At 61.4% G+C, this 22,389-nt stretch carries 17 protein-coding genes; 5 read left to right on the top strand and 12 right to left on the bottom strand.

The genetic code is table 11. The annotated features are described in order from the left end of the window. Both L1277_RS05545 and L1277_RS05540 read right to left on the bottom strand, forming a co-directional pair. Nucleotides 1-816 (bottom strand): DarT ssDNA thymidine ADP-ribosyltransferase family protein, encoded by an 816-nt coding sequence (locus L1277_RS05545; protein WP_253375371.1) that lies wholly within the window; start codon nt 814-816, stop codon nt 1-3. A gap of 145 nt (nt 817-961) precedes the next feature. Then, nucleotides 962-2,053: an alkene reductase gene (locus L1277_RS05540; RefSeq protein ID WP_253375370.1), complete on the bottom strand. Its 1,092-nt coding sequence runs from the start codon at nt 2,051-2,053 to the stop codon at nt 962-964. 109 nt (nt 2,054-2,162) lie between these two features. Between L1277_RS05540 and murQ the strand changes: the two genes are divergently transcribed. Next, on the top strand, nt 2,163-4,067 hold the full coding sequence (gene murQ / locus L1277_RS05535; RefSeq protein WP_253375369.1) for an N-acetylmuramic acid 6-phosphate etherase: 1,905 nt from the start codon (nt 2,163-2,165) through the stop codon (nt 4,065-4,067). On the opposite strand, the gene L1277_RS05530 is transcribed toward murQ, so the two are convergent. Beyond that, the gene (locus tag L1277_RS05530; RefSeq protein ID WP_253375368.1) at nt 4,064-5,611 is read right to left on the bottom strand and encodes a deoxyguanosinetriphosphate triphosphohydrolase family protein; all 1,548 of its coding nucleotides are present in this window, start codon (nt 5,609-5,611) and stop codon (nt 4,064-4,066) included. The two genes, murQ and L1277_RS05530, sit on opposite strands and share 4 nt — an antisense overlap. A gap of 231 nt (nt 5,612-5,842) precedes the next feature. On the opposite strand from L1277_RS05530, the gene L1277_RS05525 reads away from it, so the two are divergent. Next, a complete protein-coding gene (locus L1277_RS05525; RefSeq protein ID WP_253375367.1) occupies nt 5,843-7,348 on the top strand; it encodes an HNH endonuclease signature motif containing protein in 1,506 nt (501 codons plus the stop codon). 73 nt (nt 7,349-7,421) lie between these two features. Here L1277_RS05525 and L1277_RS05520 read toward each other — a convergent pair whose 3' ends face one another. The 5 genes from L1277_RS05520 to L1277_RS05500 all read right to left on the bottom strand — a co-directional run bounded on the left by L1277_RS05520 (nt 7,422) and on the right by L1277_RS05500 (nt 11,277). Continuing rightward, nucleotides 7,422-8,051, bottom strand: a complete 630-nt coding sequence (locus L1277_RS05520) for a TMEM175 family protein (RefSeq protein ID WP_253375366.1) — start codon at nt 8,049-8,051, stop codon at nt 7,422-7,424. Nucleotides 8,052-8,126: 75 nt separating this feature from the next. Continuing rightward, nucleotides 8,127-9,371 carry an RNA polymerase sigma factor gene (locus tag L1277_RS05515; RefSeq protein ID WP_253375365.1) on the bottom strand — a complete coding sequence of 415 codons (1,245 nt, stop codon included), beginning with the start codon at nt 9,369-9,371 and terminating at the stop codon, nt 8,127-8,129. 26 nt (nt 9,372-9,397) lie between these two features. Then, on the bottom strand, nt 9,398-9,817 hold the full coding sequence (locus L1277_RS05510) for a YciI family protein (protein WP_253375364.1): 420 nt from the start codon (nt 9,815-9,817) through the stop codon (nt 9,398-9,400). Between the two features lie 81 nt (nt 9,818-9,898). Beyond that, nucleotides 9,899-10,630: an MBL fold metallo-hydrolase gene (locus tag L1277_RS05505; protein ID WP_253375363.1), complete on the bottom strand. Its 732-nt coding sequence runs from the start codon at nt 10,628-10,630 to the stop codon at nt 9,899-9,901. A 29-nt stretch (nt 10,631-10,659) separates the two neighbouring features. Beyond that, the gene (locus tag L1277_RS05500) at nt 10,660-11,277 is read right to left on the bottom strand and encodes a GyrI-like domain-containing protein (RefSeq protein WP_253375362.1); all 618 of its coding nucleotides are present in this window, start codon (nt 11,275-11,277) and stop codon (nt 10,660-10,662) included. 115 nt (nt 11,278-11,392) lie between these two features. On the opposite strand from L1277_RS05500, the gene L1277_RS05495 reads away from it, so the two are divergent. Continuing rightward, nucleotides 11,393-12,337 (top strand): hypothetical protein, encoded by a 945-nt coding sequence (locus L1277_RS05495; protein WP_253375361.1) that lies wholly within the window; start codon nt 11,393-11,395, stop codon nt 12,335-12,337. A 497-nt stretch (nt 12,338-12,834) separates the two neighbouring features. Further along, nucleotides 12,835-14,322 (top strand): DNA cytosine methyltransferase, encoded by a 1,488-nt coding sequence (locus tag L1277_RS05490; protein ID WP_253375360.1) that lies wholly within the window; start codon nt 12,835-12,837, stop codon nt 14,320-14,322. A gap of 16 nt (nt 14,323-14,338) precedes the next feature. Here L1277_RS05490 and L1277_RS05485 read toward each other — a convergent pair whose 3' ends face one another. From L1277_RS05485 to L1277_RS05470, 4 genes are read right to left on the bottom strand one after another with little or no spacing between them, the layout of a single operon-like run. After that, complete coding sequence (locus tag L1277_RS05485; protein WP_253375359.1) at nt 14,339-16,417, bottom strand: AIPR family protein; 2,079 nt, start codon at nt 16,415-16,417, stop codon at nt 14,339-14,341. Beyond that, nucleotides 16,414-17,394: a PD-(D/E)XK motif protein gene (locus L1277_RS05480; RefSeq protein ID WP_253375358.1), complete on the bottom strand. Its 981-nt coding sequence runs from the start codon at nt 17,392-17,394 to the stop codon at nt 16,414-16,416. The genes L1277_RS05485 and L1277_RS05480 overlap by 4 nt, the downstream gene beginning before the upstream one ends. Continuing rightward, nucleotides 17,387-20,053: a Z1 domain-containing protein gene (locus L1277_RS05475; protein WP_253375357.1), complete on the bottom strand. Its 2,667-nt coding sequence runs from the start codon at nt 20,051-20,053 to the stop codon at nt 17,387-17,389. The genes L1277_RS05480 and L1277_RS05475 overlap by 8 nt, the downstream gene beginning before the upstream one ends. Beyond that, entirely contained in the window at nt 20,050-21,549 is a 1,500-nt protein-coding gene (locus L1277_RS05470; RefSeq protein ID WP_253375356.1) for an ATP-binding protein, read from the bottom strand. Before L1277_RS05470 ends, L1277_RS05475 begins: the two co-directional genes overlap by 4 nt. A gap of 136 nt (nt 21,550-21,685) precedes the next feature. Between L1277_RS05470 and L1277_RS05465 the strand changes: the two genes are divergently transcribed. Continuing rightward, nucleotides 21,686-22,120, top strand: a complete 435-nt coding sequence (locus L1277_RS05465; RefSeq protein ID WP_253375355.1) for a very short patch repair endonuclease — start codon at nt 21,686-21,688, stop codon at nt 22,118-22,120. The last annotated feature ends 269 nt before the right edge of the window (nt 22,121-22,389 follow it).

Here is a 22,389-nt window from a genome sequence, read left to right as displayed (position 1 = left end):
CTACAGGACGTCCGGTGCCTGGAACCACGGCGGGTGAGCCGCGACCTTCGCCTTGTACGGCGACGACTCAAGCATCTGCTTGACCGACTCACGCACCGAGACCGTGGCCACGCCGATCACCGAGATGGCGTGGAAGGGCAGGCTCGTCTCAACGAGAACCTCGGACTCCAGCAACGCGTCAGACTCTTCGTCAGCCCGAAGCTTGCGCAGCATACGCTCGGCGCTTTCCTTGGTTGACTCGAGTCGCGTGACGGGTCCGGCCGCGTCGCCGTCAGTGACGACGATGTTTGAATAGCCCGGCTCGCTCGTGTCGCGGACGTTCTTGATTGAGCTGACCAGGACGACGTAGTCGTTGACCGCGGTATCCCGTGCCTCACGAGAGAGCCGTGGATCGGCTGCGTCGGAGCGAAGGCTCGCCCAGAGGCTCGCGTTCGGGCTGAGGAAGAACGGCACGTAGTCGGCGACCGTTGCGGTGCCGGCCTTCGACACGAGGGTTGATCGTCGGGCGTCACGATTCTCTGGAGTCGAGATGTCGACTGCTGGCTCGGCAGAGAGCGCGTCGGCGAGAAGAACTCCCGATGAGAGAATCTTTTCGAGGTTGGAGATGTGGGTGACGTGGTAGATCCGCTGCTCGCTCACGTCAACGGCGGAGACGGCGGCGGCCTTGGACCCTGCTGCGGGGGCGGTGCGCAGGCTGGTGGTGCGAGGTCGCGGTGCACGCTTGGGAGCTTCGACGACCTTGGGTACGGGTGGGGCGGATGGGAAACAGGTCGCACAGGCTCCGTTTTCGAACCCGTGCTTACATTCGTCGCTCAAGGCAAACCTTTCAGAAGAGCGCAGTGTGCGCTCGGCACCCGGAGGGGGCGGTGCCATCGATCTACGTTACGCGCTTTCGCTGGGCGTTCGATGCTGAAAAGCCCGCTGGCACCGGCTCCGAGAACACAGTGCCAGCGGGATCGGCTCAGGCTCGGGCGAGTACAGACTCGTCGAGGCGCGGATAGTCGGTGTAACCCAGGGCTCCCTCGGCGTAGAACGTGGCCGGATTCGGCTCGTTCTCGGGGTGTCCGCCCTGCCAGCGCTCAACCAGATCCGGGTTGGCGATGGCCATGCGTCCGATCGCAACGGCGTCGGCGTGCGACGACTCGATGAGGTCGATGGCCTCGTCGCGCGTGGTCACGGTGCCGAAGCCGCTGTTCGCGATGACGGTGCCGCCAAACCGTGCGCGCAGCCCCTGGACGAAGTCGCCCGTCGGGTCGTTGTGCAGGATGCTGAGGTAGGCCAGGCCGAGCGGAGCGAGTCCGTCGAGAAGGGCTCCATAGGTCGCCGCAACATCATCGGCGTCGGTCTCGAGGACGTCCTGAATATTGTGCGATGGAGAAATACGGATGCCTACACGGCCAGGGCCGACGGCATCCGCTATCGCTGTCGTCACCTCAATAACGAACCTGGCACGGTTTTCAGGCGAACCGCCGAACGCGTCATCGCGGATGTTCGATGCGGGGGAGAGGAACTGGTGCAGCAGGTACCCGTTGGCACCGTGCACTTCAACTCCATCGAGGCCGGCTTCAATTGCACGAACGGATGCCGCGACGAATTCATCGCGCACGGTGTCGAGTTCAGCGAGGGTAAGTGCATGCGGCACGGGGAATGGAAGCTTGCCCTGCGGGGTACGCACCTCTCCATCGATCGCCAGAGCGCTCGGAGCGACAATGCGGTCGGTGCCGGTGATGGCGGTGTGGGACACCCGGCCGCCGTTCATGACCTGCATGACGATGCGTCCGCCGCGCGCGTGCACGGCGTCGGCGACCCTAGACCACCCGGCGGCCTGCTCCTCGGTCACGATGCCCGGCTGGCCAGGATAGGCGCGGGATTCGGCGCTCGGGAAAGTGCCTTCAGTGATGATCATGCCGAGGCTCGCTCTCTGTGCGTAGTGTTCGGCGATCAAGTCAGTGGGGACGCCGTCAGCTCCGGCGCGGAGCCGGGTGAGCGGGGCCATGACGATGCGGTTGGCGAGGTGCAGATCTCCGAGCGAAACGGGGGAGAACAAATCCATAGAGTGAGTGCCTTTCGATTGCGGCGTCCGGATCGGGGCCTCTGACGCCAACCGGGGAAGTGCGGCAACTATTCCGGCTCGACGGGATGGCCCGTGTCATAGTGGAGCCATGGCTGAGCCCCGGTTTCCCGAGCTGATCGCGATTGGCGAGACCATGGTGGTCATCGCCCCGACAACGGCTGAACCGCTGGAAACCGCGACTGACTTCTCGCTGGGCGCCGGTGGGGCGGAGTCGAATGTCGCCATTCACGCGGCCGGGCTCGGCGTTGCGGCCGGGTGGGTGAGCGCCGTTGGGAACGACGCGCTCGGGCGACGACTGACCCGGCAAGTCTCGGAGCGCGGAGTCGATTGCCGCTGGCTGGCCGTGCACCCGACCGCGCCGACCGGGGTGTATTTCAAGGATCCCGGCGCGGGCGTGCTCTACTACCGCGGTGGCTCAGCGGCGTCGCGCATGTCGCCGGCGGCACTCGAACAGATTCCGCTCGAGCAGGCGTCGGTTGTGCATCTCTCCGGCATCACGGCTGCCCTGTCGGAGAGTTGCAGCGCCCTGCTTGACGCGGTTCTCGAGCGGCTGGCCGGTACTGATGTGCTGGTCAGTTTCGACGTGAACTTTCGACAGGGGCTCTGGGATGCGGCCATGGCGGCGGGGCGTCTGCGTGAGCTCGCCCAACGGGCGGATCTCGTGTTTGTCGGGCTCGACGAGGCCGAAACCCTCTGGGGTACAACCACGGCGGAGGAGGTGCGTCGACTGCTCGACGCCCCGGATCGACTCGTGGTCAAGGACGGGCACGTCGGCGCCACCGAGTTTTCCCGCGCCGGAGCGGTCTTCGTCCCGGCCACTCCGACCGAGGTACTCGAGGCGGTCGGTGCCGGCGACGCGTTCGCGGGCGGCTATCTCGCGGCGCACCTCGCCGGAGCGGATGCCGGAGAGCGCCTGGCAGCCGGTCACCGCCAGGCCGTTCTCGCGCTCACGACGCACGGCGATGTACCCGACGCGCTCGAGTTGAGCGGTGCGGCCGATCCCACGGGCTCTGGCGACACCGCCGACCTGCACAGCGAGCTGTCCCAGTTGAGCACCGAGGCGGTGAACGACAAGCTTCGCGACCTCGACCTGCGCTCGACCCTCGAGATGGCGACGGCCATGAATGCCGGCGACCACGAGGTCGCCGACGCCGTAGCGGCGGTCACCCCGGCCATCGCCGTGGCCGTCGATGACATTGTCGAACGACTGACGGCGGGCGGTCGCCTGATCTACCTCGGTGCGGGCACGTCTGGCCGCCTGGGAGTGCTCGATGCCAGCGAGATCCCGCCCACCTTCGGCACCGACGCCGACCGGGTGATCGGCATCATCGCGGGCGGCCCGATCGCCATCACCTCGGCCGTCGAGGGCGCCGAAGACGACGAGGCAGCCGGTGCGAACGACCTGGACGCGATCGACCTCGGACCCACCGACGTCGTGGTCGGGCTCTCGGCGTCCGGTCGAACCCCGTATGTCATCGGCGCACTCGCCTTCGCGAACGCCAGGGGTGCGCTCACCATCGCGGTGTCCTGCAATCGTGCGTCGCGAATCGGCGCTCTCGCGACGCATCCCCTCGACGTGGTGGTTGGCGGAGAATTTATCGCTGGATCGACGCGGCTCAAGGCCGGAACCGCCCAGAAGCTCGTGCTCAACATGATCTCGACGCTCACGATGGTGCGGCTGGGCAAGACGTTCGGCAACGTGATGGTCGATCTTCGGGTCAGCAATGAAAAGCTGCGCGCGCGTGCTGAACGCACGATTATGTCGGTGACGGATGCCTCGAGCGACCGTGCAGCCGCCGCCCTCGACGCTGCGGGCGGGTCAGTCAAGGAGGCCATACTCGCACTGCGCACGGAACTCGGGCCGGACGACGCACGCCGCCTGCTCGCTGAGCATCAGGGATTCTTGCGGGCGGCGCTGGATGCGGCCACCACGCGAGAGGGCGCGCGGACGCGCCCCGCGGCATCCGTTCCGGAAAAACGGACGACGCTTTAGAGCCCCCGGCCGGAGTCCCAGAGGTTGTCAGAGGTGCCGCTGATGAGCGTCGCTACCGAGATGGCCTGGGCGTCGGTGAGTGACGCGATGTAGTCAATCACCGCGCGGGCCTGGCCGAGGCGAGCGATGTCGGAGCTACCCATGGATACGCCGGCGACGTCGAAGTATTCGGGGGCTTCGTCGCGGAGACGGCGGTACTCCTCGGTGGTCGCTTCGACCGAGTCCAGCAGGCGACGCGGAGCACGCGCCGCATCGGCCGGGTCGTTGAGCCAGCCGTGGAAACCGTCGACGAGTGCCTCGATGACACGTGACTGGCCGCGCTGGAACACGGCCAGGTCGGGGCGGTCGAGCACAAATCGGGTGTGCACGAACTTGAGCACCACGACGTCGTGCCAGGCCTGGCGGCTCAATCGGACGTGTCCGCTGCGGATGTTCGGTTCGCGTTCGACCCGGATTGAACCCTTGAGCCGGTCAATCCAGCGGCGGGTGAAGGCCGAGACCGCTCGATCGGCCTCGAGACCGCCGTCATAGGGAATGGTGAGCAGGCCCTCGACGAGGTCGCTGGTCACCCGCTCGACCGCGTTGCGGAAGGCGTCGACGTCGGCGATCCACGCGTCCTTGGCCTGAACCTGGCGCCAGGCTGCCTCGAGCGAGTGCCCGGGAACGCGGCGGACGGCAAGGTCACGGGCGTCGAGGGCCGCCAGCGAGGCCTGCGACGCGAGCCAGCCGTTGAGCTCGGCAGACACCGAGGTGTATTGCAGAACGCCGGCCCGGTAGAAGTCGTCGAGGTCGTGGACGGAGTAGGCGATGTCATCGGCCACATCCATCACCGAGCACTCGAGGGTTTGCTGGTGGCGCGCGATGGCGGGGAAGGCGGCGAGCGCGTCGGCCATTTCCCGGGCGTCGATCGAGTAGGCCGAGAACTTGAGGGCACCGGTCGAGATGTCGGAGCCGACGCCGCGGGGGAGGTCTTCGGCGGCGCGGGGTGGGAAGGTGCGCCATTCGTTGCGGGTCCACGGGTATTTGAGCACGGCGGCGCGCACGGCTTTGGTGAGGTTGAGGCCGCGCGGGGTCGCGTCGCTGCTGTCGAGGGCCGTGAGGATGCGGAAGGTCTGGGCGTTGCCCTCGAATCCGTCGGGCAGGCCGAGCTTGTCACGAGCCACGCGGTCGAGCACCTGCTCGCCGAGGTGACCGAAGGGCGGGTGGCCGAGGTCGTGAGCGGCGGCGGCGGCCTGCACGACGACGGGGTCGCATCCGCCGAGGTCCTCGATGGTGCGGCGCACATCGTCGGAGACGTCGCGGAAGCCCACCGCGATGGATCGTGCAACCGCAGACACCTTGAGCGAGTGGGTGAGGCGGTTGTGGACGACCGTGCCCGAGCCGGCCTGCGGAATCACCTGGGTGACGGCGGAGAGCCGGGAGAAGTACGGAGAGAAGCGGATGCGTTCAACGTCGACGCGGAAGTCGTCTTCGAGGTCGGTGTTCGGCTCGACGATTGCGCGGTCGCGGCCACCATCAGTGTGGGATCTCGGGAAGCTCAGCATGGTGTCCGCCAGCCTAGTAGTTGGGCAATTTCTGATGAGAGGGCTTGCGGTCGAATCGGTGCCGCGCCGACGCATCCGCTGTGCTGGTGATGAGCGATCGGCGGCAACATATCGATCGAGTGCCTGGTCCATTTCCTGCACAGCACACCTGTTTCGAAAACTGTCCACAGCCGGGGCTTTCATGCCTGCCGGAAATGGCTCAATGTCAGAGGTGCATCGGAGAATGGGGACATGGACGAGTTCCACGAACCACTCGATGAGGCGTACGACGACGACGGCACAGCAGCCGAGCTTCCGTACAGTGCGGCGTGCTCAGACGCCTGCAGCGCGATGGTCGAGGCGATCGCGAACGTCGAGCGCACCGCCGCGAGAGAGCGCGCGTGGCAGGTCGAGATGATCGACGACGCTCGCCGCATGGCCGAGGCCAGCGAACACGGTCTCATTACCGTCGGTTCCACGATGTCAGCCAGCAAACGATTCGAAATGGTTCGACGCAACTTGGTCGCGGAGATCGCGTGCGCGTTACGGATGCCTGAAGTCACGGTCGACGGAATGGTGACAACCAGCGAGGAGCTGATGACCCGCTTTCCACTCACTATGGATGCCCTTCGCGAGGGTGAAATTTCCTATCGACATGCAGAGGTGCTCGTTGATCAAGGCAAGACTCTCTCCGGCGATATCGCGATTCGATTCGAGGATGAAGCTCTACCCGAGGCGATGAAGTTGACGGTGACGAAGTTCCGCGCGCAGGCCAAGCTCATCCGTGAGCGGCTTGATCCGGATTCCATCACCGAACGAGTGGCGCGGTCAGCGAAAGACCGCCGGCTCGACTTCGTGCCCGCCGATGACGGCATGGCCTGGCTCAACCTCTACACGACCGCTCCCGAAGCAACGTCAATCTATACGGCCGTGCGCGATTACGCGCGAGGACTGCAGCATCCGGCTGATCCTCGAACGTTGACCCAAATCACCGCTGATGCCTATACGGATGCTCTCGCTGCGGCGCTGTCTGGAGCCGTCGGAACGAATTCTGACGCCGCTTCACCTGGTTCGGGCAGCAGCGATGAAGAGCCCGCCGACTGGCGAAAGTTCTTCTCCGCGCAGGGGTCGGCAATGAAGCAAGAACCCGTCGACCGCTTCGGCTGTGCATTCGGTCGCATTCGCCCGACGGTGACCGTCACGGTGCCCGCACTGACTCTCCTCGGCGTCAGCGATGAACCGGGAATGCTCGAGGGGTATGGGCCGATTGATCCAGACACGGCCCGCGAGCTCGCTGGCCAGTCCACCACCTGGTACCGGCTGCTGACGGACCCGTCGACCGGTGTTCCGATCAGCCTGGACAGCACAAAATACCGCCCGAGCAAGGCCATGAAAAGGTTCCTTCGCTATCGAGACGGCACCTGCCGCTTCCCGGGATGCAATCGCGCGGCGAAACACTGCGATATCGACCACACTCAGGCAGCGGAGTTCGGTGGTCCGACCCAGTGCGACAATTTGTCCCACCTTTGTCGAAAACACCACCGTCTCAAGCACCAAACGACGTGGCGCGTGGCTCAAACCGGTGCCGGTCGACTGGAATGGACCTCGCCAGGCAACCGCACCTATGCCACCGAACCGGCAGTGCTGTTTCCGCCGGGGCCCGCGGCGCCTGATGATAGCCACTCACGGTCAGACTCGCCCGCTCCGACGGCCGACACCTCGGCCCCGCCGGTCGACGACGGCCCGCCGCCATTCTGATCCGGCCCGCCTGGCAACGCGCCCCACGGCTTACGATCTGCTCACAAGGTCGCGCACTCCGGCACCCACGAGCTCAGGCCTTCTGCAGCTTCCCGTTCGCCCCGTGGCGCCGATTGAGGAGAGCTTCAATCGGACCGGCGAGGAGAAGGAGCACAAGCGCCCAATAGTTGACCACTGGCGCGACCACTCCCACCACGAGCGCCATCGCGAAGAGAACCGTCATCAGTGAGCTTCCGCGCACCACCGTCCGGCTGATCGGGTGCTCCGGCGCCTCAAGCAGGGGATCACCGCGGATTGTCACCGCGAGCAGCGTCAGGATCAGGCTGCTGGCGAACATGGTGCCGATGTAGAAGCCCACGGTCAGCGGTTCGGTATCGAACTCGGCTGACATGGCGGTCGGCAACGGGAGCACGACGATGGTGAACGCCCAGATGAGGCTGAGGAAGACTATTCGCCTGCTGTAGGACGCCAGGTGCTCGAACAGTGAATGATGGGCGACCCACAGGCGCGCGATTGCGGCGAAGCTGATGAGAAAGGCAACGATTTGCTGCCGTTCTTCCTCGAAAAAATGGGCCGCCGTTCGATCAGCTTCTCCGGCCTGGGATGCCGCGTCAACCAGAGGCAGGATCAACAGCGTGATGGCGATGGCCGCCACCGCATCGCTGAAGAAGATCAAACGCTCAAGCCCTCGCGTTGTCGGCATGGCACCAAGGGTAGCCACGGCAGGATCGCTGCGCTACGGCGACTGGTTTCTCGTCGATCGGCAACCCGTGAGTGGTCAGAGCGCGGCTGCCTTCGCGAGAAGAACATCACGCTGCCGCTCGTTCGGTGTCAGTGCAGCAGCGGTCGCGAACTCTGACTTGGCTTCCGCAACGCGGCCCAGCTGGGCGAGCAGCTCACCTCGTACACTGGGCAGCAGATACGAACCGCGAAGCGCCCCACTGTCGGCGAGCGAATCCACAATACGAAGAGCGGATGCTGGCCCGGTCGCCATCGAGACTGCCGCGGCCCGGTTGAGCTCGACAATCGGGTTCGGTGCGATTCGACCGAGCGCCTCGTACAACAGCACGATCCGCTCCCACGGCGTCTCGGCGACACTCGGCGCGAGCGCATGGCACTCGGCGATGGCGGCCTGTAACGCATAGTTGCCGCGACCAGAGCCTTGCTCGTCGGCACGGGCCAGCGCAGCACGACCGCGGCCAATCTGAGTGCGATCCCAGCGGCTGCGGTCTTGGTCGGCCAGCAGGATGGGCGATCCGTCCGCGTCGACTCGGGCGGCGAACCGGGACGCCTGAAACTCCATCAGCGCGACGAGGGCATGCGCCTCGGGCTCACGGGGCACAAGACCGGCGAGCACCCGGCCGAGCCGCAACGCTTCATGAGCGAGGTCAATCCGCAGCCAGCGATCACCCGATGTGGCCGCGTAACCTTCAGTGAAAATCAGGTAGACCACACCGAGCACGGCGGACAGTCGGGGCTTCCACTCGCTCGGGTCCGGCACCTCGAAGGGAACGTGCGCCTCGGTGAGGGTTTTCTTCGCACGCACGATCCGTTGCTGGATCGTCGCAACGGGTACGAGAAACATCCGAGCGATCTCCTCGGTGGTGAGACCGCCGACGATGCGCAGGGTCAGCGCAATCTGCCCCTCACGGCTGAGCACGGGGTGGCATGCGGTGAAGACCAAACGCAGGACGTCATCATCAATAGGCTCCCAGGCATCCGTCGCCATTCCCTGATCGGGCGCAACGTCGTTGAGGTCGTGTGCCATCGCGCGATACCGCTCATCGAGCCGGTCACGCCGACGCCACCCGTCGATCGCTTTGCGCTTGGCCACGGCGGTGAGCCACGCCGCACCATTGCGCGGGATGCCCGACTCGGGCCAGGAGACGAGGGCATCGGCAACGGCGTCGTGCGCGAGGTCTTCGGCCAGGCCGAGGTCGCCGGTCATGCGAGCCAGGGTGCCGACGATCTTCGCACCCTCAATGCGCCAGAGTGCATCGAGGGTGCGCTTCACGTCGGGCATCACGATCCTCCGCTCGGGTCGGCGAGCTAGAAGCCCTCAGCCCGCCAGACCGCTTCCTTCTGCATGGCCGGGGTGTCGGCGTACTCGGCGAAGTCGCTCATGTCCGTGACCCGGCGAACCTCGAGCTTCGACCCGGGACCGAGCGGGCAGCGGCTGGCCCACTCGACAGCTTCTTCCTTCGAGCCGACCTCGAGAATCCAGAACCCGTTGAAGAGCTCGTGGGTCTCGCCGTAGGGGCCATCGGTGACCGCCGGGGTGTCGCTCGAGAAGTCGACGACAAAGGCGTCGGTCAGCTCATCGGCGAGGCCCTCGCCGGCGAGCAGCACTCCGGCCTTAATCAGTTGCTCGTTGTAGTTGCCCATCGCCTCGAGCACTTGCTCGAACGGCAGAGACTGGTAGGCCTTCTTGGCCTCATCGGTTGATCGCATGATCAGCATGTACTTCATGGCAGTTCTCCTCGGATTCGACGAGCGCCGGATGCGCCCTTACTCAGACGTCGAACGGCGTCGTGTCAGATCGACATCCGGTCAAGAAAAGATTTGGCCCACCGTGGTCGGCGGATTGTGCCCGGCGCAGATCCACTCGATCTTGTCGGTCCGGATACGTTCGCGCAAGAGCTTTTCCGTCGTGCGCGCCATCGCCTTGTCGCTGATCACCGGCCGTGCGAAGAACTGCTTGATGTCCCCGTCCTTCGTCACACTGACCGAGTCGCCGGTGAGCAGCACACTCTGCCAGCGCAGCGCGATGTGTCCGGGCGTGTGGCCCGGCGTCGGAAAGGCAAGCAAACCCTGAAAGATCTCGAGCGTTCCCGTGATTTCGGTCACGTTTTCCGGATAGTCCGAGTGCGCCACCCGGTCGAGGAGCCGGCGAAACCGTGTTGGCGGCTGAACGTCGCCACGCAGGATCGCGGCATCCGCCGTGCCCATCCACACCGGAACCTCAAGCGTCGCCTGTAATCGTTTCGCCACCTGGGCGTGATCGACGTCGTAGTGGGTCAGCACGATATCGGTGACGACCCCGGTGCGGTTACGCGCATCGCGCAGCTCCGCGAGCACCCCGTGATAGCCAGACGCCATCCCAGGATCGACCACCGCCGTTCGCCCCTCACCGCGAACGACATAGCCATTCGCACCTTTCGATTTCTCGAGCTGAAAGACGTTGTCGGCGATGAGGCGCATGGGCGAAGTCCTTTCTGGTGACTGTCGTAGTGAACCATGCGCCGCCAGCGCGGTCGAGGGCTTGAGAACAGCGGATGCCACGGGGCACGCACAGAGGATGCTGCGGTTGCCTACGCCGGCCGGACCGGTTGCCTGAGCACCGTTTTGAGCTTCTCGGGTGCAGTCCGCCGGGGGTCACTGAGGTATATCTCATGGTGATCGCCCGCGAAGGTCAGTCCGTGCGCGGGCATGAACTCCTCATGCAGACGGTCAAGGGTCGGGGCTTCGTCATCGTAGGAGCCACGATGAAGAATCTGCACAGACGTGCCCTCGACCAGCGTAAGAAATCGCAGGCGGTTGACGGGTGGCATCCGCTTTTTCGACGCCACCGTATCGATTGCATGCGCGACCATGTCTGCGGTAATCCAGTCGGGTTGGCTGATCATCATGGTCCAGTCCCAGGCCGACTTCTCCCGGCGAGTGAACGCGGTCATGTCGTCGGCGCGCCAGAGGCCTTCGAGCGGCCCGACCACGAAGTCGCGGCCGAGCGTCTTCTTGCTCTCGAACTTGAGCGCGTAGGCAACGGGATAGAGGGCTTCGAGCGCATCCGTGTACTCGGATGACGTGTTGGGGTCGCCGTGCCCATCAATCGCGAGGTAGTGAAGTTCCGGCACGTCGACCAACGCAAAATCCTGAGCGGATGGCGCGTACAACGTCTTGTAGGCGACCTTGATGTCGTACTTGTCCACGCCGAGACCTCCTCCTCTTCCACGTCTCTGAGCTTCGCATCGTTGGGTGTGCTTGGGAAGGATTCGCCGAGCATCCCTTTCCGCCAGCCCGCGGTCAGTCCTAAACTCGCGTGGCATGACCGTCACTGAGTGGTTGCTTGACTCTGATCCCAGCATTCGCTGGCAGGTGCTGCGCGACCTGCTCGACGCCTCGCCAGACCAGGTGGCGGCCGAGCGCGCAAGAGTCGCAACCGAAGGCTGGGGAGCGCGGCTCCTCGCCGCGCAGGCAGCGGATGGGCAGTGGGACGGTGGGGTTTACGACCCGGCGGAGGGCCGCGATGATGACGCTCCTGGGCAGCCGTGGACGGCGACGCACCACACGCTGGTGTTACTCCGCGAGCTCGGCGTCGACCCGGTGAGCGAACAGGTTCGTGAGGCCATCGCTCGAGTGCGAGCCAACGTCACCTGGGATCACGGCGGTCAGGACTACTTCAGCGGCGAGGTCGAGCCGTGCGTCAATGGGATGGTGGTCGCGCTTGGTGACTACTTCGGCGAAGCGGTCGAACCCCTCGTGAACCGACTTCTCGGCGAACAGTTGAGCGATGGCGGCTGGAACTGCGAGGTTGAGCGCGGCTCGACCCGATCGTCTTTTCACACGACAATCTGCGTACTCGAGGGCCTGCTTCAGCACGAGCAATCACAGGGTCCGTCCCCTGATGTGACGGCCGCACGCAGACGAGCAGAGGAATATCTTCTCGAACGACGGATGTTCCGGCGCCTGTCGACAGGGCAGATCGCGGACCCTGATTTCACCCGTTTCTCATTCCCCACCCGGTGGTTCTATGACGTACTGAGGGGGCTCGACTGCTTTCGGCGAACCGGCGACGCGCCGGACCCGCGCCTCGCGGAGGCGCTGGACGTGGTCGAAAGTAAGCGCGGACCCGATGGCCGCTGGCGGCTCGAGAATACGCACCCGGGCAGGGTTCACTTCGAGATGGAGGAGGAAGGAGAACCGAGCCGCTGGGTCACCCTACGGGCGCTGCGGGTTCTGCGATGGACGGGCTCCACTCAGAGCTTCTAGAGACGGCGATTCCGCTCCGTGCTGCGGCTCTCGCTCAATACGATGGCCTCAGAGCCGAGGCAACTGAGATTTCGACGAGCGTGTGGATTCACGACCAGCAGATTTTGAGACGGTCCGCAAGTAAAGCCAATAGCGCCGCTCCGACGGGAACGGGCAAACAGAAGAGCCCCGAGATTCCGAAGCGCGCTGCTGGAATCCCCTCCACAGCATCCACCTAGATTGGGGCGTTACGGCCGCACCCTGGCAGTCGCCGCTATCGGACGCCGTAGCCTCGGCATCGGACTCAGATGTGCGGCGACTCGTGAAGCGAGCAGGGCGGCGGCGGGCGTTCACATAGCCGCAAAGTCTGATGTCAGCGGCATCCGAGACAATTTTCCTATCGATCCGGAGCGGTCCGGAGCGCGACACGGGCTTAGTTCCGCAGTGAGAGGGCCCAGATTACTAGACGACCTGGTAACCTGGCTGAGGCAATTCCAGACGAAAGTAAGTGAGCACGAGTGATCCCTGTCATTGACCTTTTTGCAGGCCCTGGCGGACTTAATGAGGGGTTTTCACGACTCGGCGAGGATGGAAATTCGCCCGTATTTGAAACCGTCGGGTCGTTCGAAATGGAATCGTCTGCATGCAGTACTCTCCGCCTCCGTAGCGCGTTTCGACGTCTGAAGCGTGCGCCTGAAGGCGTCCCACAGGACTACTATCGATTCATTCGTGGCGAAATGTCATGGGAGGCCTTCGAAGCCAACCCTCGAGTCGCGCGCGCATTGAAAGAGGCCCGCAACGAAGTTCATCAGATTGAGCTGGGGGTCAACCGCGAAGAGTCAGATGTGAAGATCAGCGAAGCCCTTCATGAAAACGGGGTGTCGGCACTCACTGAACCTTGGGTGCTCATTGGCGGCCCACCTTGCCAGGCGTACTCACTTGCAGGTCGATCGAGACGTGCGAACGATGCCGAGTTCGAGAAGGACAAGAAACATTTTCTTTACCGGGAGTACCTTCACATCATCGCCACGTTCGCACCTCCGGTGTTCGTCATGGAGAATGTGAAAGGCCTGCTCTCATCTACTAACTCAGGTGAGCGAATGTTCGACATGATCAAAAGCGATCTTGAACACCCGACGCCCGAGCTCGAGTACGAAATTCACTCGCTCACGGTCGATGCTGATCTCGATCGGCTGAAGCCCACCGATTACATAATCCGTGCCGAGGAATATGGTGTCCCGCAGAAGCGGCACCGTGTGATTCTCCTGGGTATCCGCAAGGGATTCTTCACGGACAACCTTCGGGTGGGCAAGCTCGAGAAGCGGGAAGTAGTGCGGCTCCGAGACGCAATAGGCGGAATGCCCCGGCTTCGGTCCGGTATCAGCCCAGCACGGTTGGATAACCCAGCTGACTGGGAGGCCATCCGGTCCGAAATGACCTCCGCCTTTGGTGACGTGGACAGGCCCACGCGAGCTTCGGACGCGCTCGACCGAGGGTCAAGATCGGTCGAGGCACCTGTTGCCCCTTCTTTGGACGCCACGTACAACGCATGGATAACTGACTCACGCGTGCGAGCGGTGATCCAACACGAGGCTCGATCACACATGGTCGAAGATTTGAAGCGGTATTGGTTCGCGGCTGCACGAGCAGAGATGGACGCCGTGTCTCCAAAGCTCCGTCACTTTCCGCCGGCGCTTCAGCCAAATCACAAGAATGCTTCGTCCGAGTCCCGTCCCTTCGAGGACCGGTTTCGTGTGCAGGTTTGGGATAAGCCGTCAACAACGGTCGTCTCACACATTGCTAAGGACGGTCACTACTACATTCATCCTGACGCGGACCAGATGCGCAGCCTCACGGTGCGGGAAGCTGCACGCCTCCAGTCATTTCCCGATAACTACTTCTTCATGGGGAACCGTACTCAGCAATACCATCAGGTTGGCAATGCTGTGCCACCGCTGCTGGCTAACCAGATCGCCCAAGTGGTCGCACGACTCTTCGTTTCCTGAGCGTGGGTCGCGCTTGCTACTTGCCTACAAACCCTTCAGATTCGAGTCTCTCGCTGAGTTGCATAAGCAGCTTTGCCTGCGCCTCGCTGGGCGGGCGTCCGGATTCGCCGGTCCCAAAATTGAGAACTGACGCTTCCTTCGGCGTGATCGATCTGGTCGTTCGCCCGAAGTGCCTGAGGTTCACCCAATAGCGCGGTCCAAGGTTCATCACGTCAATCTGGGCTTGAATCCCATTGTCAACGCGCTGCTCTTTCTTCGACTCGCGTTGGTTCGCGGAGCTGGCCTCGGGGTCGATAACGTACTTGCGCAGGTCTGACGTCAGCGGGAAGTTCAGAGACCGCACCTGGTCCCAACACTTTTCCCGCTTTGCCCACTCAGTAACGTTGACAACTGGACGATCATCCGCCGTCAGGACACTGAAAACGCCACGCGCAATCGGTTCGACCGCGCTAAGCAAGACGTCGGGAACCGCCTGCTCAGACCAGATCCGCGCGAAGTCAAGATCGCTTCTTCCGTTCGTGCCCCGAACAAGATTCGAAACCTTCGCCATCGTGTAGGTCACGATGTTCGCCAAGTACCCCGACGAATACCAATCGCTTTTCTGGACAAGCGCACGAACCGAATTGAAAAGTATGCCTTTGGCAACAAGCGTCCGGTAAAAATCATCGCTGAAGCGAGTGTCGTCCTTTGACCAGTTCTCTGCCACGTCCTTTGCGAACGCGAGGAAGTTTTTTTGTGCACCGGCACTGACAATATGCGGGAGCTGATTCCACGACACAAGGTACTTTGCGGCGTCGGTCTTCGTGATCAACTGACCTCGAGGGTTCTCGGCCTCGAACCGCTTAGCCTGAGCAGCGGTGATTTTGGCCTTTTCATTGAGGTATTGCCCGCGGGTGCGTTCGTAGTACCACTTTGTCTGGAAATGAGTTCCGGCTTTCGCAGGTGTAAGGATCCGACGCGACTTCTCTTCCATCCGAACGTGAAACGGGTGATTAGAAAAGAAGTCCGCTTCACTAACTCTGTTTTGAGTGTTCGCATATCGGCTCACCTTCGGCACAACCTCGGCCGCAGCTTCCTGGTCGATCACGATCAGCTTCATTTGGACGAACACGCTTGAGAGATCAGCGGCTTTCTCATCCTTGTCGACATAGAAAAGGGAAGCCGTCGTTTGCCCACCGTTGACGATCTGAAGATCCTTCAAATTCGTCAATGTCTGCAGCCCACCGAGTTCTCTAGTCCGAACTTCAGTGGCAGTCGCAGAGATCCCGTTGTTGTAAGCGAGGAACATTTCAGGTTGCTGCAGTATCGTCCCGCGGATCCCCTTATTCACGTTTCCACGAACGCTCAGAAACGACCGAACATTCGCTTCGAGAACCCGCCCCCCGTACTTTCGATAGATGCCAGCCAGCATGGCGCCTGGGAGCACAGCGAGATACGTATCGACCTCCGCTGACTCAGTGGCGGCTTTGAGAAACGGAACCCCATCTGGTGCCCACTCGGTTAGATCGATATCGATCTCTTCACGACCGAGACTCGATGCCTCTACCTTTCGGAAGCGCTCGAGATCCCACAAGTGGTATTCAACCGTCGCGCCATCAATCTCAGTACTCTCAAACGCCTTCGCCGTCGAGCTCAGTTTTGCGTTCGTTAACAGGTAGAGCCGGTACTTGAAGGTGGCACTCCTCCGCTCCCTCAGCTCGGAGACGACCTGATAGGCATCTGAGCTCTCTTCTAGGTGTCCTTCGAAGCCACCACTTAACGCTGTTTCAAGGAATCCTTCGAGCATCCCAAATTGGCGTTTCGCGGCGGACCCCGTGAGCGTCTGAACGTCATCCGTCGCGTAATAGTCTGTCAGCGCTAGGACGACATGGCCCTCCTCGTCGCCAAAGTCATAGGCGTCCATCGCGAGCTTCTTCGCCGTCCGCGGCGCTGATCCCTCGTAGTGCCCGGGGGCAAGCGCGTCTACTTCTTCTGCATCCGCGAGCCGCCTACCGACCTCGTCGACGAAAGCACTTGCCGTGTAGGTCTGATCTGTGCTCGCCGCTGTACGAACTGTATTCTGCAGGTCCGTGTAGAAGACATCCAGCTCGCTCACGCTTTCACTTCCCTTTTTCCGAGGCCGACCACATCGCGCCCCACCTCCAATTGGGAGATACCGGCAAGACGTACTCGATAGGTGACATTCTCAAGCGCAAGTGGGACATCCTCGCGAAGGAGGCGAGGGAATTCATTGGTCACATCGAAAAATCGCACTCCAGACACGATGAAGTGGTGATTGGCGTAAAAGTCATCATTGGTTTCTACGCCAAGGGCGCTAAGTCGGTGGTCGAGACCTTCTAGAGATTTCCGATCGCCGATCAGAGCGGTTCTAAACGTTTCGAGAACCGTGAGCAAGGTGAAGGTACCCGAGGTTGCACTACTTGCATCCTCGAGAACAACCGCCGCCAGAGCAAGAGTTCCTTTGGTGGTGGGGTCCAGTTGCTCTACAGAGGACACATCGAATGCCCGCGCACCCGCGTGGAGGGCCTTCACCTCAAACATCTGGCCGCTCGCAAGACGGAAGTCCTGGGGTGCGCCGTAAGGGCCCTGCCATGCGACCAGCACGTCAGACGGAGCACTGGAGTCAAACAAAACGTGGGTCGCGAACCACACTTCCGCCGCCAAACCTCGCAGCTGCTCCAGCGATAATCGGTGCTTGGGCTTCAAATCGAGCAAGGAGCGCAGCTGATTGAGCGCGGAAAAGAACTGACTCAAAGCGAGACTTTCATCAGTCACGTTCGCGGACCTTCGGACCATTTCGAGACACATCCCGATGAACGCAGGTGCGAGAAGCTTGTCCTGAAGTGTTAGGACAATGGTCCAACTGCCGTCATGCCGCTCGCCGCGGTCCACAGTGACCGCTGAGGACATTTCCGGGATCTGCGGTTTGGAAGCTGTGATGAGGAAAAAGAGCGGTCGAGAACCGGCGTCAGAACCGAAGTAGAGCCGCAAGGGATGGTGATCGATCAGCCGCTGCCCGTGCTCGCCGGTCCTAAGCATCTCTTCCCATGTCTGAACCAAACTCTCAAACATCGTCGCCCGCCAATAGCTCGGGGAACCAGAGGCGCTGAGCAACCCTATTCAGCAGGTACGTCACTTGATCCTCATCCGACGAACCCGAGTCGTCGTTACGTGCGCCAGGGATGGAAATATTTACTGCGATTGCCGGAGCAGCAAGATGAAGGCCCTTCGGTTCGATCGGGTAAACCAGCAATAACGGTCGCTCGAGCTCTGCGACATAGGCCGTATCGGGCACACCCTTCTTATTCACTGCCTCACTGAGATAGGCATTCGCGATCCGCTTAGCTCGGTCGCGGCCTAGTGTGGTAGCTACGTCCCCGGCGCCGGCCACCCGCTGATTCCGTTTCGATACGAGCCATGATCCATCGTCCCCCGCCGAAAGCCCCCGGATCGGTTGTGCGAACGAAACTTCGCCGACGCTTAATGAGGAACCCTGCCCTCCAACGACGACCACGTCCCACCGCTGGAGATCGTCTGCCGAAGCATTCCGGATGAATCGAGATAGTGCACCTTCCTGAAAAAGCTGCGAGGACGGATGTGCACGAAACGTCTGCATGAACTTGGCAATCCGCTTCTTGTCCACGCCGGTCCACACAGGACGGTTGGTCCGCGAGCCGGAGTCCGGCCTTCCAAGCTCCTCGACGAGGTCAACGAAGGCAGTGTAGTTCTCAGTGAGGTCTTGATTTTCGCTTGAGAGCTTGTATGACTCGATGGAATGCCCCCGCAACGAAATGCTCTTGCTTCCCACCTTTGCGCTTCTCATCTTGTTTCGAGCAGTGATTAGCAATGCATCGGGGTGGTTTCGAACCGCCAGTCCGTATTGCTCGGGCGTGAGCTTCTGATTGCGCATGCGCACAAGCTCTGTGCGCAACTCGTCGAGGGTTCGAGCGGCGTAACCAAAGGCCGCCTGCATTTCATTGTTTATCCAGATCCGGCAGAGGTCCTCGTAACCGTCTCGATATCCAAACCATCTGCCCATCTGCATCAATGTGTCTGCTGCAGCCGTTCGTCGATAGAAGTAGCTCACCATCAAACCGTCCAGGGTGAGCCCCCGGCTAAGCATGTCTCCACCCACGGCGATCAGACGAGGCGGCGCTTCGCTGCTCAGCTCATCCTGCTCGATCTGCTGTTCTGTTTTGGAATTCATTAGCAATGTCTGAATTCCGCTGGAGGATGCCGGCAACTTCTCCAACACTTCATCCCAAGTGAATGGCAGATCGCTGAATTCGTCGTCGAAAGCGTCCTGCAACTCAGCCAGCCTGTCATTGGGCTTGCCTTTCGCGAAGGTCTTTGCGTGCAGCGAAATTGCGTTTTTGTATGCCGCCAGCAATTCAGCAACCAACTCTTGGACCTGCGCTTGAACAGAGTTGAAACGTGAGACATTGATGAGCATGGAGCGAGGATGGGGCGCGTCTCCACGCAAATCGCGAATAGTGTTGGCGACGATGAAAGTGCGCACGGCACCGATGAGCGATTCTGGGAGCTCGAAAACCGCGTGCTGGCTCTTGTGGCTTAACGGGAACGCGTCTTCGGCGTCGTCGATGACGCGAATCGGGTCTGCACCTCCTTCTGGCTGTTCGTTGAAAATCGTTCCGGCGCCGATGTAATTCGAAGGGGCTTCGAGTCCGAAAATAAAGTCACGTGGAAACAGGTCATCCTCAACTTCGTCGCTGATGAAAATGTTGGCGAACGGTGTGGCGGTGAAGCCGACGTACGAACTACGGTCAAATATTGAGAGAAGACGGCGTATGGCCGCGTTGATCGCCGTTGGATCTTCGTCCTCGTCCGTAGTGTCAATCGAGGCGTAGTCCGATTCGTCGTCAATGAGGAGGAGGGGTTGATTCACCCGCTTCTCGGCATTGCCCTGCTGCTCCAGCCAATCAGCAATCCTCTTGAGGATGAGCTTATTTTTTTTGGTAACAAATACGACGATATTGTCCGGGCCAGGATTGAAGTCAACCGCCTCGATACTCGTCTTCCGAAAATCCATGGTCATCGTGGTGAGACTCATAGCCGACGATGTTGACTCTAGGTACCGTCCAATTCCAACATGGCGCGACTTGTTCGGCTGTCCGGCGTCCGCTCGCGACAGAGACAAAGAGTCACGTCCAATAACACCTTGATCCACACGCGATTGCGTCTGTTGGCGGAGTGATTCCGTGTTGCCGGTCAGGAGAATAACGTAACGATATCCCGCATCTGCGGCCTTGTTGATCAACCCAATGTAAGTGCCCGTCTTCCCAGATTGGACGTCGCCGATAACAAGTCCACGCCGAGCCCACGGAGTCTTGTCCATGGGATCACCCATGTGATCGAGAATCGTGTCTAACGTCTGATCCAGTACATCAATCACTCGGGGTGAGCGACCGGTGTTTGTCATCCACCTGCGGTAAGCGTCCCAGAGTCGCCACTCGATCTTGTCTTTGCGGTCGGCCAACCACGGCTTCCTGTCCCCGGCTTCGATCATCACGCCCATGTCCATAATGACGTTGGATACCTTCGACACTTCGTCAAAAACGATGTCCAAGTGCTCGTCGGTTAGGTCCGGGCCGAGCCCTCGCAACTCGCTGATAAGAGTTCGCAGCTCATGCTCCGACGGAACGTCGATTGCTGCAGCCGCCATGAGCATGTTCTTCAACTTCAGGTATTGCTTCTGCTGCACGTCATTCATCGAGCGGTCGCCCTTTCTGCTTCTTGTTCTTGTAGGGCCGAAATTAGCGATTGCTGCTCGCCCCGGAGCAGGTCAAATGGCTCGTGCCCAACCATGCGTTCAACAAATCCTTCAACCGTCTCGCGGCGCACCGCCGTGGATGCCCACATACTTTGCAGCGCGGCCCGCAGCTCCGCCAAGTCTTCGGTTGCCTGACTCGAGACCTGATCGTTGGACATGCGGTTGTGGAGATCCTGAACCGGAAATGTTCCTTCCAGCACTCGCAGGACTGCGTCGAACTGCGCAACCTGATATGGCTCCAGTCCGTCCACGAAGCCGCCCAGCATCGGGTGGTTTCGATTTATCCCGTAGCGAAAGCTGTCGCGGTCCAGAACGAGCTCCCAAGGGCGAATGACTGCATCCTCTTCAGCCGCTTTTCGACCGCGGAACGAAATCGCTTTTCGGCCCGGCTCGGCCATAGTGGTAGCGAGCTCCCGCAAGCGGGCACGCACCGCAGCCGGCGGTACGGCCGATGACTTCTTGATGTCCAAACTCCAAAGGTGGTCGAGTGAGTTTGGTATGTCGACGCGAACCCTGGTCAATTTACCCGATTCGCTCTTGGGCATCAGCCGGAACCATGTGCCCCAAATCACCAGACGCGCGCCACGATAGATGTAAAAGCCCTGCGAGTCCCTGAGCGCGCCCGCAACTGCAGCCAGTTCACGTTCCCTGCGGGTCATCTTGTTGATGAAGGGCAACGTGAAGGCTCGAACCTCAATAGCCGCGCCTTGATACGCGATGTCCTCTTTGCGCGAAGCCTGCGTGCGCCTTGACTTTGTTAGAAACGGATCCACGGGGTCAATCGATACTTCGTTGACAGACAGTGCCACGCGCGGGGCATCATCTCCTGAAAGGAATCGATGAAACACAAGGGACAAATGATCACGCGCATCCACCATTGCGGCGTCAAGATGATCGGCGGAATCGCCGCCTGCTTCCAGCAGCCGGTCAAGCCGTCGCCAAACGACCAGCGTGCCAGATTCCTGCTCCGCCAACCTTGCGAAGCCTGGAACCACCTCGATTTCATCGAGGTCGAGAACATTTAGGCTCCACTCGTTAGCTTGAGCTATATGGTCCAAGTCCCACTCGAGACCAACAAGAGTCGAGCTCTGTTTCGAAACTACCGTGAGTTGCCGACATTGCGAGAGAGACGCGGTCTTTAGGCCAAGGCCGAACCTGCCCAAGTCGCTGGAGTCACGATCCGACAAGGAGCTTCTCCCGGCCAACTGCATGGCCTCGCGCGCTGCACGGGCGTCCATTCCTTCGCCGTCGTCCAGAACCGCTATGTAAGGCGTAGGCCCAGACTCGAAAAGTATTTCGATTGCCCGCGCGCGGGCCGCAAGTGAATTGTCCACGATGTCGGCGAGCGCGGTGCGAAGCGAATAACCGACCGCCCGCATGGAATCCATAAGCTGTGCGCCAGGTACCCAAACCTCATGCTTCAATGCATCCCCCACCCCTTGCCATAACGCCCTTTGAGCATATCTGCGCGTCTTCGCCGGAGGACCATCCTGCCTCACCCCTATTCGTGGGTCTCACGATGCTCAAAAGTCGTAAGGCTCACGGATGCACAGCGCAGCGTAGGCTGAATTCATGAATGACGTGCTGACACCAGCGCAGCGGCGAAAAAATATGTCCCACATTCGTGCGACCGACACAAAGCCCGAGCTAGCGGTCAGACGACGGTTACACAAATTAGGTTTTCGATTCCGACTTCATGTGCGCGGTCTGCCGGGAAAGCCTGATCTGGTGTTCCCCGGTAGACGAAAAGTCATCTTCGTGAACGGTTGCTTTTGGCACTCCCACGACTGCAGATACGGCAGGGTCGTTCCTGTCACCAACTCTGAGTTCTGGGCAAAGAAGCGGTCAGATACAGTGGCTCGAGATGCAAGGAATCGACGGGATCTTCAGAGCCTGGGTTGGGATGTGCTGGTTGTGTGGGAGTGTCGTGCCAGCAACATGGACGTGCTTGAGACGGAGCTCGTCGATTTCCTGTCGGTCAGAAGGAGTCCGGGCTCGGCCGCGTGACGGTTGCTGGCTACATCGGTCAACGATGGGTGTTCATGTCCTCTTCGCATCGCAGACCTCTTGGCAGTGTTTGGCGGCTCGGCGCAGATCGAGCTAGCGAAGCTCGGTAATATCTCGGTCGAGACAAGCAATACTCACTCGAAGACGGCAAGCAGGCGTTCGCCGACCTTGAGGCCGGCGTCGTTCCGGGTCGCGCGACCCTGGTTCCGTAACACCGTAACCACACGAACAGCGGATACCGCCACGCACGACGTGCGTCACGGCATCCG

The sequence above is a fragment of the Okibacterium sp. HSC-33S16 genome (genome assembly GCF_024171565.1).
In the GTDB taxonomy this organism is placed as follows: domain Bacteria; phylum Actinomycetota; class Actinomycetes; order Actinomycetales; family Microbacteriaceae; genus Mycetocola_A.
Note: the sequence above shows the minus strand (reverse complement) of the source record. Positions and strands in the feature narration are given on the sequence as shown.